This is a genomic window from Streptomyces sp. V3I7, from assembly GCF_030817495.1.
Classification (GTDB): Bacteria; Actinomycetota; Actinomycetes; order Streptomycetales; family Streptomycetaceae; genus Streptomyces.
The window spans coordinates 5,575,229-5,588,549 of the sequence record NZ_JAUSZK010000001.1 but is presented as its reverse complement, the minus strand read 5'-3'; the positions used below and the strand labels follow the sequence as shown (position 1 = coordinate 5,588,549).

Annotated in this window: 10 protein-coding genes; 4 read left to right on the top strand and 6 right to left on the bottom strand. The window is 72.7% G+C overall.

All coding sequences use genetic code 11. The features are described from left to right. Window positions 1–19: 19 nt before the first annotated feature. The 5 genes from QFZ74_RS25935 to QFZ74_RS25915 form a co-directional block, all read right to left on the bottom strand. Window positions 20–1,498, bottom strand: a complete 1,479-nt coding sequence (locus QFZ74_RS25935; protein ID WP_307623244.1) for an FG-GAP-like repeat-containing protein — start codon at window positions 1,496–1,498, stop codon at window positions 20–22. A gap of 183 nt (window positions 1,499–1,681) precedes the next feature. Beyond that, on the bottom strand, window positions 1,682–2,404 hold the full coding sequence (locus QFZ74_RS25930) for a class I SAM-dependent methyltransferase (RefSeq protein WP_307623243.1): 723 nt from the start codon (window positions 2,402–2,404) through the stop codon (window positions 1,682–1,684). A gap of 512 nt (window positions 2,405–2,916) precedes the next feature. Further along, a complete protein-coding gene (locus tag QFZ74_RS25925; RefSeq protein ID WP_307624280.1) occupies window positions 2,917–5,433 on the bottom strand; it encodes a SpoIIE family protein phosphatase in 2,517 nt (838 codons plus the stop codon). A gap of 196 nt (window positions 5,434–5,629) precedes the next feature. Beyond that, window positions 5,630–8,029, bottom strand: a complete 2,400-nt coding sequence (locus tag QFZ74_RS25920; protein ID WP_373462436.1) for an MFS transporter — start codon at window positions 8,027–8,029, stop codon at window positions 5,630–5,632. A gap of 169 nt (window positions 8,030–8,198) precedes the next feature. After that, window positions 8,199–8,642 (bottom strand): SRPBCC family protein, encoded by a 444-nt coding sequence (locus tag QFZ74_RS25915; RefSeq protein ID WP_307623242.1) that lies wholly within the window; start codon window positions 8,640–8,642, stop codon window positions 8,199–8,201. A gap of 171 nt (window positions 8,643–8,813) precedes the next feature. Here QFZ74_RS25915 and QFZ74_RS25910 point away from each other — a divergent pair, with 171 nt between their 5' ends. The 4 genes from QFZ74_RS25910 to QFZ74_RS25895 all read left to right on the top strand — a co-directional run bounded on the left by QFZ74_RS25910 (window position 8,814) and on the right by QFZ74_RS25895 (window position 12,694). Next, complete coding sequence (locus QFZ74_RS25910; protein WP_307623241.1) at window positions 8,814–9,899, top strand: Rv2578c family radical SAM protein; 1,086 nt, start codon at window positions 8,814–8,816, stop codon at window positions 9,897–9,899. Between the two features lie 136 nt (window positions 9,900–10,035). Next, a complete protein-coding gene (locus QFZ74_RS25905) occupies window positions 10,036–11,637 on the top strand; it encodes an alpha/beta hydrolase (RefSeq protein WP_307623240.1) in 1,602 nt (533 codons plus the stop codon). Between the two features lie 87 nt (window positions 11,638–11,724). After that, window positions 11,725–12,123: a RidA family protein gene (locus tag QFZ74_RS25900; protein ID WP_307623239.1), complete on the top strand. Its 399-nt coding sequence runs from the start codon at window positions 11,725–11,727 to the stop codon at window positions 12,121–12,123. A 40-nt stretch (window positions 12,124–12,163) separates the two neighbouring features. After that, window positions 12,164–12,694 carry a GNAT family N-acetyltransferase gene (locus tag QFZ74_RS25895; protein ID WP_307623238.1) on the top strand — a complete coding sequence of 177 codons (531 nt, stop codon included), beginning with the start codon at window positions 12,164–12,166 and terminating at the stop codon, window positions 12,692–12,694. 4 nt (window positions 12,695–12,698) lie between these two features. On the opposite strand, the gene QFZ74_RS25890 is transcribed toward QFZ74_RS25895, so the two are convergent. Beyond that, window positions 12,699–13,274: an adenylosuccinate lyase gene (locus QFZ74_RS25890; protein WP_307623237.1), complete on the bottom strand. Its 576-nt coding sequence runs from the start codon at window positions 13,272–13,274 to the stop codon at window positions 12,699–12,701. Window positions 13,275–13,321 lie beyond the last annotated feature (47 nt).

Below are 13,321 nucleotides of genomic sequence, written 5' to 3'. Positions count from 1 at the left end.
CCCTACGGAACTGGCAGGCCTACGGAATCAACAGCACCGGCCCGTTGTCCCCGCCCAGGTTCTCCCCGAACTCCGCTCCCGCCGCCGACGCCCCCAGGTCCACCGGGTTCCGCGCGACGGCCTTCGAAGCCGTGAGACCGGACGCCGTGCCCCGCAGCAGCCACACGGCGCCGCCGTTCGCGACCGTGCCCAGGTCCTCGCCCGGCGCGCCCGCGGCGAGATCCGCCCGCCCGTCGCCCGTCACGTCCAGCAGCCGCACCGACCCGCCGAACACGTCGCCCTTCTCCGCGACCCCCGGCACACCCGGGGTGTCCTGGTGGAACGCCTGCGCGCCCGTGCCGGTGAGCCCGCCCTTGCCGCCCTTGAGCAGCACCGTCGAACCGGCCTTCGCCACCGAGCCGATCGCCTCGTCCGGGACGCCCACCGCCAGGTCGGCGTATCCGTCGCCGTTCACGTCGCCCGCGTTCAGCCGTGCCCCGAACTGGTCGCCCTTATCGCTCGCGCCGGGCACGCCGGTGGTGTCCTGCGTGATCGTCTTCGTACGGGTCGTGCTGGGACCGGACGAGGAGCCGTAGTAGATCTTGACCGTCCCCGGGTCGTCGTCCAGATACGTCTCGCCGTTCGGGAAGACCCGCGTGGCGAGGTCGGCGTGACCGTCCTTGTCGAAGTCGCCGACGGCGGTGGTGTCCGCGGAGGGCAGCGGTCGAGGGGCGGTGGACAGGCCCTGCCTCGTGCCGAGCCACAGCTTGCCGCCCTCGGCGTGGTCCTCGTAGGCGTAGAACGTCGCGAGGTCGTCGATACCGTCGCCGTTGAAGTCGCCCGCGGCGGTGGAGCAGATGGTGTTGTCGGTGCTGAAGACGGTCAGCTGCTGCTCGCGCGCGGGTGCCCCGTTCCGGCTGAACGGGCCGTAGAGCACGTCACGGACGTCGTAGTCCTCGGAGTTGTGCAGGAAGAGGTCCGTGCGGCCGTCGCCGTCGAAGTCGCCCGCGGTGATGTCCTCGCCGACGAACGCGTTCGCCGGTGCGGGGATCCGGACCGCGCCTTGACCGGAGAGGCCGGTTCTCCGCCCCCAGAGAACGATCACCGAACCGCCGATGTTGTCCGCCGGCCGGTACTCGTGCGTCACCACGGCCAGGTCGGTCAGGCCGTCGCCGTCCAGATCGCGGGGCAGCAGCTCGTAGCCGAAGCCGTGGTCGTCGCCGGAGGCGCCGGGCACGCCAGGGGTGTCCTGCGTGATGACCGTCGTACGGGCCGGTCCGATGCCGTTCGCCGAGCCGTAACTGACGGCGATCTGACCGGCCCACGCGTGGCCGCCCACCGTGGTGGCGGGGGCGGCGACGACGATGTCCTGGTAGCCGTCGCCGTCGAAGTCCTCGCGCACGGTCGCGGCGCCCTCCGCGGCAGACGCGGTCCCCCCGGCGAGCGGGACGGTGAACGCCCCGATGAGCGCGGCGGCTGCTGCGGTGGCGGCTGTGACGGTCGGTCGGCGGATGCCCACGGTTGTTCCTCCTTGGGGCGTGACGCGCGAGCGCGCACAGCCGGGCTTCGCCGTGTGAGACACACGGCGGGGACCGACGGTTGTGCGACGCCGCGGCGCCACGCGAAGGACGTAACGGCGCGGCCGGGCCTGACACCACGTGACACCGCGTGCGCGGGCGTCCCGTCAGTCCCCTTAGCCCTCTCAGCCCACTCCGGCCACGAGCCACTTCGACGGCAGCTCGATACGGATGCCGTCCGCGGAGAACTCGGTGGTGACCAGCGGCATTTCACCACTCGCGAGAACGGTGAGACCAGCCGCCCGCAGGTACTCGGGCACCGCATCGTCGGCGACCTCGCCGGGAGCGATGCCGTGCCGGAAGATCGGGGCGAGCTTGGGCGGCGGCCCGGAGGGGCTCTGGGCGAGGCCCAGCAGCACGGGCCGGGCGGCCTCGGAGAGCTCGACGACGAAGGCCCGACCACGCTCGCCGATCAGGGCGGCAAGGCCGTCCACCAGCGGCTGGCGGTCGTCGGGCTCGGCCTGGTGCAGCACGCCTCGCATGTAGACGTTGGCGTCGCCGAGTTCGGCGTGCAGCCGCTCGGCCTCGCCCTTCTCGGCGGCGTCGAGGAGGCGGTACGTCGCCAGGTCCGCGGGGTCGGCCCGCCGGGCGTGCCGAAGCGCCGCCTCGGCGATGTCGGCGCCGACGACGTGGGTGAAGCGGCCGGCGAGGAAGCGGGTCTGGGTGCCATTGCCGCAGCCGAGGTCGATCAGCGGCAGGTCCGGGTCCTCCAGGTACGGCTCGAAGAGGCCTAGGTGAGGCCCGGCGGTCAACGTCGGCTCGGCGTCCCAGAACACCGCCCCCGGCTCGTCGGGCGCCTCGTCCCAGAAACCCTCCCAGGCCGCCCGGTACCGACTCGTCACGCTCATGCCCAACTCCCCAGGATGCGAAGCCGATCAGCCGTGGTTGACGGCCGAGTTCGGTTTATCGCGGCTGGAGCACCCCCACAAGCGCGCGGCGCGCTCCTCCACTCCCCCGTCGCCCCGCGTACGCCGCCGCGTGCCCCGAGCGGCTCACGCGCGCGGCGAACTCAGCTCGAACCAGGCGGCCTTGTCGACACCCGTCCCACTCGCCCCCCACTCCCCCGCCAGAGTGCTGACCACGCGCAGCCCGCACCCGGACTCGGGGCCGGCGCTCAGCAGCGCAGGCGTGATGGGCGTCGCCCACCGCGTACACCGACGCCCGCGTCGGAACCCCTTCACCCCCGCCGCGAACTCAACTCGAGCCACACCGTCTTCCCAGCGCTCCTCCGACTCGCTTCCCACTCTCCCGCCAGAGTGCTGACCGCTCGCAGCCCTCACCCGGCCTCGGGGCCGGGGCCGCTCCGAGCAGCGCCGGCGTGATCGGCCTGCCCGTCGCGTACACCGAGCCCGCCCCGAGCTCACCCACGCCGCGAACTCAGCTCGAACCACACCGTCTTCCCGGCGCCCGTCCGGCTCGCGCCCCACTCGCGCGCCAACGTGCTGACCACGCGCAGCCCGCGTCCCGACTCGGTGTCGGGGCCGGCGTTCAGGAGGGTCGGCAGGGTGTGGTCGTCGTCTTCCACTTCGCAGAGGAGGGTGTCGCCTCGTACCAGCCGGAGTTGGACGTGTCGGCCGTGGGCGTGGCGTACGGCGTTGGTGACCAGCTCGCTGACCATGAGTTCAGCAGAGTCCGCCAGCGGGTCGAGGCCCCAGGCGCGCAGTTGCTCGCGGACCGCCGTGCGCGCCCGGCCGGCCTCGGCCGGGGCGAGGGCCAGCCGCCACTCGGCGACGTCCTCCGGCGCGATGCCGGTCAGCCGGACCATCAGCAGGGCCACGTCGTCGCGGCGGCCGCCGCGGAGATTGAGGGCACGGATGATCGTGTCGCAGGCGTCGTCCATGGAGGCGGCCGGGTGGGCGGCGGACTCGCACAGCGTCGCGAGACCCACGCCGATGTCCTCGCCCCGCACCTCCACCAGACCGTCGGTGCACATCACGATCCGGTCGCCCGGCCGCACGGGCACGCGCACCGCCTCGAAGGGCACCCCGCCGACACCGATCGGCGCGCCGGTGGGCAGGTCGAGCAGCTCGCTGCGGCCGTCCTCGGCGCGCACCAGCACCGGCGGGATGTGGCCCGCGTTGGCGAGGTGCAGCTCGCCGGCGATCGGGTCGTAGACGGCGTACAGGCAGGTCGCCAGGTAGGTGTCGCCGAGGCGCTGGGCGAGGTCGTCGAGGTTGCGCAGCAACTGGGCGGGCGGCAGGTCGAGGGCGGCCATGGTCTGCACGGCCGTACGCAACTGGCCCATCATCGCCGCCGAGTTGAGGCCGTGGCCCATCACGTCGCCGACGACCAGGGCGGTGCGGGCGCCCGGCAGCTTGACCGAGTCGAACCAGTCGCCGCCGACCCGGCCGAGCAGGGTGCCGGGGAGGTAGCGGGTGGCGATGTCGCAGCCCGCCATGCGCGGCGGGATGTGCGGCAGCATGCTGTCCTGGAGGGTCTCGGCGACGCTCTCCTGGTAGGTGTACATGCGGGCGTTGTCGAGCACGAGGCCCGCGCGGGCGGCGAGTTCGGCGCCGGTGACCCGGTCCATGTCGTTGAACTCGGGGCGCTCGGGGTGGCGTAGCAGGACCATGAAGCCGAGGACGACGTTCCGCGCCTTGAGCGGGACGACCAGCATGGAGCGGCCGGTGATCAGCGGGCGGATGTCGCGCTTCTCGAACTGCGCGGCGATCGCGTGCCCCAACTCCCCGCTGATGCGCGGCACGAGGACGGGCTCACCGCTGGTCATGCACTGGAAGAACGGGGTGTGCGCTGGGAACGGCATGGCTTCGCCGACCGGGACGACGTCGTCCCAGCGGCCGGGTTCGTCGGTGTGCTCGAGGGCCACCCGGTGCCACAGGGTGGTGGTGTCGGGCACCCCGTCCGGGAACCCCTCGCCCGCGACGACCTGTTCGCGCAGATAGGTTCCGGCGACGTCGGTGAAGCGCGGGACGACGGCGCGGCTGACCTCGATGACGGTCCGCGCCAGGTCCAGGGAGGTGCCGATGCGTCCGCTGACCTCGTTGAGGAACTCGAGGCGTTCGCGTACGGCCGCGTACTCCAGGTCGTCGCGGTCGTCCTCGGCGGCGTCCTCGGGCAGCGGCAGGCCCTGCGCCGCCGCCTGGGCGGCCCGCTCGCGGCGCGCCTTGCGCTCGGTGCGCCGGGCCACACCCCAGTCCGGGGTGATCGGAACCCGCTCGCTCTGGCTGAACTCCAGGACGGGATAGCCCAGTTCGAGGACCTGCGCAACGATGCGGGCGCCGTCGTCGACGCTCATGCTGGGCAGGATCTCGGGGAGCCGGCGGGCGAGTTCGTCGGCTCCGGGGAAGTCGGTGTGCAGGGCGAATCCGGGCGCGATGCGCTCGAACGCCTCCGCCGGTCCGCTGTCGTCCGCCGGGGCCGGGCGCAGCCGTTCCGCGTCGGCGGCCAGCACCAGCAGCCGCTCCGGTCCCGGGCCCACCAGCGGGTAGGCCCACCACAGGACGTCCTTGCGCCGCCGACCGTCGGACGCGGGGAACTCCGTCCTGCTGTGCGGGATCCGGGCCTCGCCGGGTTCGTCGGCGGGCACGGTGAGGCGGGCGCGGCCCGCCGCCGGGTAGTTCTGCCGCCCGTCGATCGAGGACCCCAGGTCGTGGCCAAGACCGTCGTAGGCGGCGTACGCGCCGTACGGAGTGATCTCGTCGCCCTCCGGGAGCGCGCCGGAGACGGGCAGCAGGTCGAGGGCGGCTCGCCCGATGGCCTGCTCCTTGGCGGCGCCGAACAGCCGTCGCGCGCCGCTGCTCCAGTGGGACACGAGGCCGCCGCGGTCGACGACGACCACGGCGAGCGGAACCCGGGCCGCCGTGCCGTTCCCGGCCGCGCGGCCGGGAGGTGTGCCTCTCTCAGTGCCACGGTCCATGGTCCCGGCCCTCTCTCCCCACGGCTCCGCGATGATCTGTGCCACCGTGACTACCGTACGGCGGCGGCCGGTTGAGATGTGTGCCAATTCTGGAATTGATCTCCCCGGATCGTTTCCGCGTACAGGGAATCGACGCCGGACCTGGGACGGACCGTCGGTCCGGGTGTCCGAGCTGTCAGTCCTCGTGTCCGAGCTGTCAGTCCTCGTGTCCGAGCTGGAGGTCCCGCTCGGTGCGCCCGCCGCCCGCGACCTGGAGGACGGTGGCGACGGGCGGGTACCCGGCCGCGATGACGGTGTACTCGCCCGAGGACAGGTCCACGAACCGGAACGTTCCGTCGGCCCCGGTGGTGAGGGTGTCGACCACGTTCCCTGCGGCGTCGAGGAGGGTCACGCGCGCGTCCTCGACAGGGCGGCCGCCGCCGGCCCGGACGGTGCCCTTCAGGACGGCGCCGCCCGCGAGTTCGACGTCCTGGCGGGTCTCGCGGGCCGCCTGCACGGTGACGGGCAGCGCGGCGGGGCGGAAGGCGGGCGCGCTGGCGGCGAGGGTGTACTCGCCCGCGACCAGCTCGGTGATGACGTAGCCGCCCTCGCGCCCGCTGCGCGTGGTGGCGACGACCTCGCCGTGCACGTTGGTGAGGGTGACCGCGGCGTCCCGTACCGGGCTGCCGTCCGCGGTCAGGACGGTGCCCGCGAGGCGACCGGCGCCCCCGAGGACGACGTCGAGCTCGACGGGGCGCTCGCCGACGGTCACGGAGACGGCCTGCGGCTGGTGGCCACCGGCGGCCGCGATCAGCACGTACGCCCCCGAGCCGGGCGTGGCCAGGGCGTACCGGCCGTCCTCGCCGCTCGCGCCCCGCCCGATCTGCTGTCCGGCCACGTCGATGAGGGTGAGCGCCGCGCGCGGGACCACGGTTCCGTCGGGGTGCTGCACCGTGCCGCACACGGGGATTCCGGCGGCGTGGGACGAACGGGCGTGCGGGATCGTGGAGTTGAGGTGCGCGGGCTCGGTTTCGGCGGCGTTGTGGGACACCAGCGGTTTCTCCTTGAGGAAGAAGGCGATGAGCAGGCCGAGGACGAGCACCGGGACGAGGTAGAGGAAGATCCGGGGCATCGCGTCGGCGTAGGCGCGGATGTAGGCGTCGCGCAGCGCCGGGGGCAGCGCGTGGACGAGCTGCGGGGTGAGCGACTCGGGGTCGGGGAGCCGGGCGCCCTCGCGCGCGGGGATGCGTTCGCGCAGGGCGTCGGTGAGCCGGTTCGCGAACAGCGTGCCGAAGACGGCGGCGCCGACGCTGCCGCCGATCTGCCGGAAGTAGTTGTTGGCGCTGGTGGCGGTGCCGAGGTCGGCCGGGCGCACGGAGTTCTGCACGGCGAGGATGAGTACGGGCATGACCAGGCCGATGCCGGCGCCGAGGACGGCCATCCAGATGCTGTAGTGCAGCCGGGGCGTGTCGGTCTCCAGCCGGGACAGCAGCCACATCCCGGTCGCGGAGAGGGCGCCCCCGAGCACCGGGTACGCCTTGTAGCGGCCGGTGCGGCTGATGAGCTGCCCCGAGACGATGGAGGCACCGACGATCCCGCCCATCATGGGCAGCATCAGCAGGCCGGACTCGGTGGCGGTGGCCCCGTCGACCATCTGCAGGAAGGTCGGCAGATAACTGGCGGCGCCGAACAGGGCGACGCCGATGACGAGCCCTACCAGGCCGCTGACGTTGAAGACGGAGTCCCTGAACAGCCGCAGCGGGATGAGGGGTTCGACCGCGTGGTGCTCGACGAGGACGAAGAGGAGGGCCGCCGCGGCCGCGCCCGCGCCGAGCCCGAGGATCTCGCGCGAGCCCCAGGCGTACTCGGTGCCGTCCCAACTGGTCAGCAGGACAAGGCAGGTGGAGGCGGCGGCGAGCAACAGCGCCCCGAGGACGTCGAAGCGGGGCCGCACCCGCGGCTTGGGGAGTTTGAGGACGGCGCTGACGACGGCGAGGGTGAACAGGCCGAAGGGCACGTTGATGTAGAAGCACCAGCGCCAGGAGAGGTGGTCGGTGAAGTAGCCGCCGAGGAGGGGGCCGGCGACGGAGGCGAGGCCGAAGGCGGCGCCGATCAGGCCCATGAAGCGGCCGCGCTGCCGGGGCGGCACGAGGTCCGCGATGATCGCCTGCACGCCGATCACGAGGCCGCCCGCGCCGACACCCTGGACCGCGCGGAAGGCGATCAACTGGTCCATGGTCTGCGCCCGTCCGGCGAGCGCGGAGCCGATGACGAAGACGACGATCGCGAACTGGAAGACGCCCTTGCGGCCGAGGAGGTCGCCGAGCTTGCCGTACAGCGGCAGGCCCACGGTGGCGGTGAGCAGGTACGCCGTGATGGCCCAGGACATCTTGTCCAGGCCGTGCAGCTCGCCGACGACCTTCGGCAGGGCGGTGGCGACGATCATCTGCTCCAGGGCGGCGAGGAGCAGGGCGAGCATCAGCCCGCAGAAGACCAACCGGATGCGGCGCGGGCCGAGTTCGGCGGCGGGGCCGGAGGGCGGGGCGGGCGCCGGCGGCTCGACGGCCACCGGCGCCACCGTGTCCGGCGCGTCCTTCACCAGGGTGATCCCGCCCACCTGCCGCTCCCCTCGCCGCGCTGTCGCATGATGTCCGCGTAAATCCCGCGTAAGTCGACAACTACGAACAAGCGCGACGAGTTACGGCGTCATGCCGGGGCGCACGGAGATCCACTCGAACCGGTGAGAGGGCCAACGTGCCTTTGCCGCCTGCCGGTTGAACGTGGGGCTACTTCTCGACCTCGACGGCGAGCCGGGCGAGCACCGCGTCGTAGATCCGGCCGAGACCCTTGGGGGCGAAGGTCCGCTCGAAGAAGCCGCCGATACCGCCGGCGCCCTTCCAGGTGGTGGTCACGGTGACGCGGGACTTGCCCTCGCCCGCCGGGGTCACACGCCAGGTGGTGACCATGGTGGAGTTGCGGTCCTTCTCGATCAGCTCGCCGTCGGTCGGCTCGCTGACCTCGAGCAGGCAGTCGCGCACCCGCTTGCTGGTGGCCTGGAGCTTCCAGTGGACGAGGGTGCCCTCGCCGTCGCCACCCTCGCGCACCTCGTACTCGCTGAAGTGCTCGGGCAGCAGCTTCGCGCGCGTGCCGCTGTAGTCGGCCAGAGCGTCGAACACGGTGTCCGCGTCCGCCGCGACGACCCGCTCCGTAGTGGCCTCGACCTGCGCCATTGCATTCCTCCAGGACCTGAGTTCTCGGGATGGGACCAAGCCAACCACCCTGGTCCCCGACCCCCCAAATCGGGGTACCGCAAGCGATCGGAAACGCACTCGGAAACCGCCTTGCACGATCATGCGAACGAATGTTCTATTCTCGGAGGACGGCGCTACCGAGGAGGCGTAATGCGCTGGCAGAACCTCACAGTGGAACCCGAGGGCGAGCCGGAACACGGGACACAGGAGCCCGGCGGGCACAGCCGGGCCGACGGCGCGCTCTTCGGCGCGGACGCGGTGACCACCCGTACGTTCGACACGCCCGAGTTCCGCGGGATCACCTTCCACGAGATCCGGGCGCGCTCGATCCTGAACCGGGTGCCGGGCGCCTCGCGCATGCCGTTCGAGTGGACGGTCAACCCCTACCGGGGCTGCACGCACGCGTGCGTGTACTGCTTCGCCCGCAAGACGCACAGCTATCTGGACCTCGACACCGGAATCGGCTTCGACACCCAGATCGTGGTCAAGGTGAACGCGCCCGAGGTACTGCGGCGCCAGCTCGGCTCCCGCCGCTGGCAGGGCGAGCACGTGGCGATGGGCACGAACGTCGACTGCTACCAGCGCGCCGAGGGCCGCTACTGCCTGATGCCGGGGATCATCTCCGCCCTGACCGACCACGCGAACCCGTTCTCGATCCTGACCAAGGGCACGCTGATCCTGCGCGACCTCGACCTGCTGAAGCGGGCCGCCGAGGTCACGGACGTGGCCGTCTCGATGTCGGTGGGCTTCACCGACCCGGACCTGTGGCGCACCGTCGAGCCGGGCACGCCCGCGCCCGAGCGACGCCTGGAAGTCGTACGGACGCTCGCCGAGCACGGCATCGGCTGCGGGGTGCTGATGGCACCGGTGATCCCCTTCCTGGGCGACGACCCGGCCCAGCTGCGGGCCACCGTGCGCGCCATCGCGGCCGCCGGGGCGACCTCCGTCACCCCGCTGGTGCTGCACCTGCGGCCCGGCGCCCGCGAGTGGTTCATGGCCTGGCTCGCCCAGCACCACCCGTATCTCGTCCGCCGTTACGAGCGGCTGTACGCGGAGGGCGCCTACGCGCCGAAGTGGTACCAGCGCCGGATCACCCGTCAGGTACACGACCTGGCCCGGGAGTACGGCATCGGCCCCACGCGCGCGGCCGCGCACCGCCGGATCCGCCCGCCCGAGCCGCAGCGCCCGGCAGCGGACCCCGCCGTCGGCGAGCCGACCCAACTCACGCTGATCTGAGAGCGTTCGAGGGCATCACTCGACCCGATTGGGTCAAGTATTGCCAGAACGGGTTCTTCCGGACGTTCTCTTCGGGACGATGCGGCGAGGACCGTGACTCACGCGGTCCATGTCCCCTCCGTCCCTGGGAGGACCCATGGGAACACGCGCAGCCGTGCTGTGCGGCGCCGCCGTCGTCCTGGCCGGATCGTTCACGGCCGTCCCCGCCGACGCGAGCACCCGGCACCACGCGCCGTCCGTTCTACCGGACCGTACGACCCGGACGACCGGGCCCAGCTGGAAGAAGTGCGGCACGACCGACTACCCGACGCTCCAGTGCGCGTCGCTGCGGGTGCCACTCGACCACATGAACCCACGCGGCAAGCAGATCACGCTCGCCCTGACCCGCGTCCCGCACACCGCCCGGACGTCGCAGGGCCCGCTCCTGGTCAACCCCGGCGGACCGGGCGGCAGCGGACGCACGCTCGCCGGGTTCGTCGCCTCCGCGCTGCCCAAGGCCGTCGCCGCCCAGTACGACGTCGTCGGCTTCGACCCGCGCGGCGTCGGAAAGAGTACCCCCGCGCTGGACTGCGAGCCGGGCCACTTCGACCCGGTGCGTCCGGACTCCGTGCCGGGCACGGCGGAGCTCGAGAACGCCGGCCTCGCGCGCGCGAAGGCGTTCGCCGCCGCCTGCGGCAAGAAGTACCCGGGCGTGCTGCGGTACATGGGCACCCTCAGCGCCGTCCGGGACATGGACGCGATCCGCCGGGCCCTCGGCGCACGGCGGCTCAGTTACTTCGGCTACTCCTACGGCACCTATCTCGGCGCGGTCTACGCCAAGCTTTTCCCGGAGCGGGTCCACCGCCTGGTCCTGGACTCCGTCGTCGACCCGACCGGCGTCTGGTACGAGGACAACCTCGCGCAGGACCGGGCGTTCAACGACCGCCACCGCGCCCTGATGGCGTGGATCGCGCGGCACGACGGGACGTACAAGCTGGGCACCGACCCGAAGAAGGTCGAGGCCCGCTGGTACGCCATGCGGGCGGCCCTCGCCGAGAAGCCGGCGGGCGGCAAGGTCGGCCCCTCCGAGCTGGAGGACACGTTCATGCCCGGCGGCTACTACGACGGCTACTGGCCCTCGCTCGCCGACGCGTTCGCGTCGTACGTCCACGGCAGGAAGTCCGACGCGCTGGTCGACGCGTACGAGAAGTTGGCCGCCGTCGACCCCGAGGGCGACAACGGCTACAGCGTCTACACCTCGGTGCAGTGCCGCGACGCATCCTGGCCGCGTGACTGGCGCCAGTGGGACAAGGACACCTGGGCGGTGCACGAGACGGCGCCGTTCATGACCTGGAACAACGCCTGGTACAACGCCCCGTGTGCCTTCTGGCCGGTGAGCATGCTCAAGCCGGTGGACGTCGCCAACAGCGCGCTGCCGCCGGTGCTGCTGTTCCAGGCGACGGACGACGCGGCCACCCCGTACCAGGGCGGTGCGACGGTCCACCGTCTGCTGCGCGGCTCCAGCCTGGTGGTCGAGCAGGGCGGCGGCAACCACGGCATCACGCTGAGCGGCAACAACTGCCTCGACAAGCACCTGGCCACGTATCTGACCGACGGTACGGTGCCCCGCAGTGGCGGCGAGGTCGACGCGGTGTGCAAGAAGACGCCCGACCCCAAGCCCCTGAACACGAAGGCGCTGCCGGACGCGTCGTCGTCCCGCGGCTCGACCCTGCACGGCCTGCTCGGCTTCCGAGGCTGAGGACGACTGAGCACCGACCGAGCCTGGCCGCTGAGCCCGCTGACGGCCGTCGGGGGCATTGTCAGACCCCTGGTCCACCATGGCCCCATGAGCGAACCGACCAGGATCCCCGCCCCCGACGGCGTCGCACCCGCCGCCCAGTACAGCCACGTCGTCACGGCCGCCGGCCGCTTCGTCGCCGTCTCCGGCCAGCTCGCCCTGGACGAGGACGGCGAGCTGGTGGGCGAGGGCGACCCGGCCGCGCAGGCCCGCCAGGTCTTCGAGAACCTGCGGCGGTGCCTGGCGGCCGCCGGGGCGAGCTTCGCGGACGTCGTCAAACTCACCTACTTCGTCACGGACATGGCCCATATGCCGGCCGTCCGCGCGGCCCGCGCCGCCCACATACCCGACGACCGCCTCCCGGCCGCCACGGCCGTCCAGGTGGCCTCGCTGGTACGTCCGGAGTTCCTGCTGGAGGTGGAGGCCCTCGCCGTGGTCGCCGGATAATCACGCGCCCTCGGGACCGGTCGCTCCCTAAGGTGCGCCCATGAACGACGCACCCGTGCATATCCGTGCCATGACCCCCGCCGACTGTGACCGCGTCGCCGAGATCCGCGTCGCCGGCTGGCGGAGCGCCTACCGCGGGCTCATGCCGCAGACCTACCTGGACGCGCTCGACGTCGCGGCGGACGCCGAGCGGCGGCGGAGTTGGTTCCGGGACAGCAGGGGCGACGTGGTGAACCTCGTCGCCGAGCGGGACGGCGCGCTCGTCGGCTGGGCGGCGCACGGGCCGTACCGGGACGGTGAAGTGCGCACCGCGGACGCCGAGTTGTACGCGCTCTACGTCGACCGCGCCCATCTCGGCGGCGGGGTCGGCCGGGCGCTGCTGGAGCGGGCGGTGCGGGAGGCCTCGGCCGCCGGTCGCGCCCGGATGTTCCTGTGGGTCCTTCAGGGCAACACGCGCGCCCGGCGCTTCTACGAGCGGGCGGGCTTTGGCGCGGACGGCGCCGAGGAGCCCTTCGAGGTGGACGGCGTGGCCGTGCCCGAGGTGCGGTACGTGCGGGAGCCGGTCCGCTGAGAGGTCACCGCTGCTTCGGGATGCGCGCCAGTGCGTGCACGGCCGCCTCCGCGAGGGCCGGGTGGGCCAGGGCCTCGTTCAGGACGCGGCGGGCACTGGGGTCACCGAGCGCACCGAGGCCGTCCACGCAGGCGAGGGCCACCCGGCGGTAGGGGTCGTGCGGGCGCAGGCGCCGCTCCAGGGTGGTGATCAGCGCGGGCACGGACTCGGGAGCACGCAGTTCCACGAGGAGGCGCACCGGGTGCAGGGCGTGGGCGACGCGCAGTTCGTTGGTGGCCAGGGCGGCGGCCGCGCGGGCGGTGCGCGGGTCACGGAGCCGGGCGAGGGCCTGGGCGGCGGAGGCGCAGCGCGGCGGGTCGCGGTGGTTGAGCAGCAGCACGAGCGCCTCGAAGGCGCGCCGGTCGCCCGCCGTGCCGAGCCGGAACGCGGCCAACTCCCTGGCCCACAAGGGCTGTCCGGCGGCGGTGAGCGCCTCCGCGAGTTCCTCGTGGTCCGCGGTGGCGACGAGGTGCTCGTACGCCGCGGATCCGCGCGACTCCTGCCGTAAGCGCTCCGTGAGCGACCGCAACTCTTCGTCCACGCACCCAGCCTAGGACTGCCGTCGGGCCACCGGGGCCCGGCTCGCAA

Bases quoted from the DNA above. Each gene is read 5' to 3' on its own strand.
- QFZ74_RS25905 (WP_307623240.1), top strand. From the start codon at position 10,036: ATGGGAACACGCGCAGCCGTGCTGTGCGGCGCCGCCGTCGTCCTGGCC.
- QFZ74_RS25915 (WP_307623242.1), bottom strand. From the start codon at position 8,642: ATGGCGCAGGTCGAGGCCACTACGGAGCGGGTCGTCGCGGCGGACGCG.
- QFZ74_RS25925 (WP_307624280.1), bottom strand. From the start codon at position 5,433: ATGGACCGTGGCACTGAGAGAGGCACACCTCCCGGCCGCGCGGCCGGG.
- QFZ74_RS25930 (WP_307623243.1), bottom strand. From the start codon at position 2,404: ATGAGCGTGACGAGTCGGTACCGGGCGGCCTGGGAGGGTTTCTGGGAC.
- QFZ74_RS25895 (WP_307623238.1), top strand. From the start codon at position 12,164: ATGAACGACGCACCCGTGCATATCCGTGCCATGACCCCCGCCGACTGT.
- QFZ74_RS25900 (WP_307623239.1), top strand. From the start codon at position 11,725: ATGAGCGAACCGACCAGGATCCCCGCCCCCGACGGCGTCGCACCCGCC.
- QFZ74_RS25910 (WP_307623241.1), top strand. From the start codon at position 8,814: ATGCGCTGGCAGAACCTCACAGTGGAACCCGAGGGCGAGCCGGAACAC.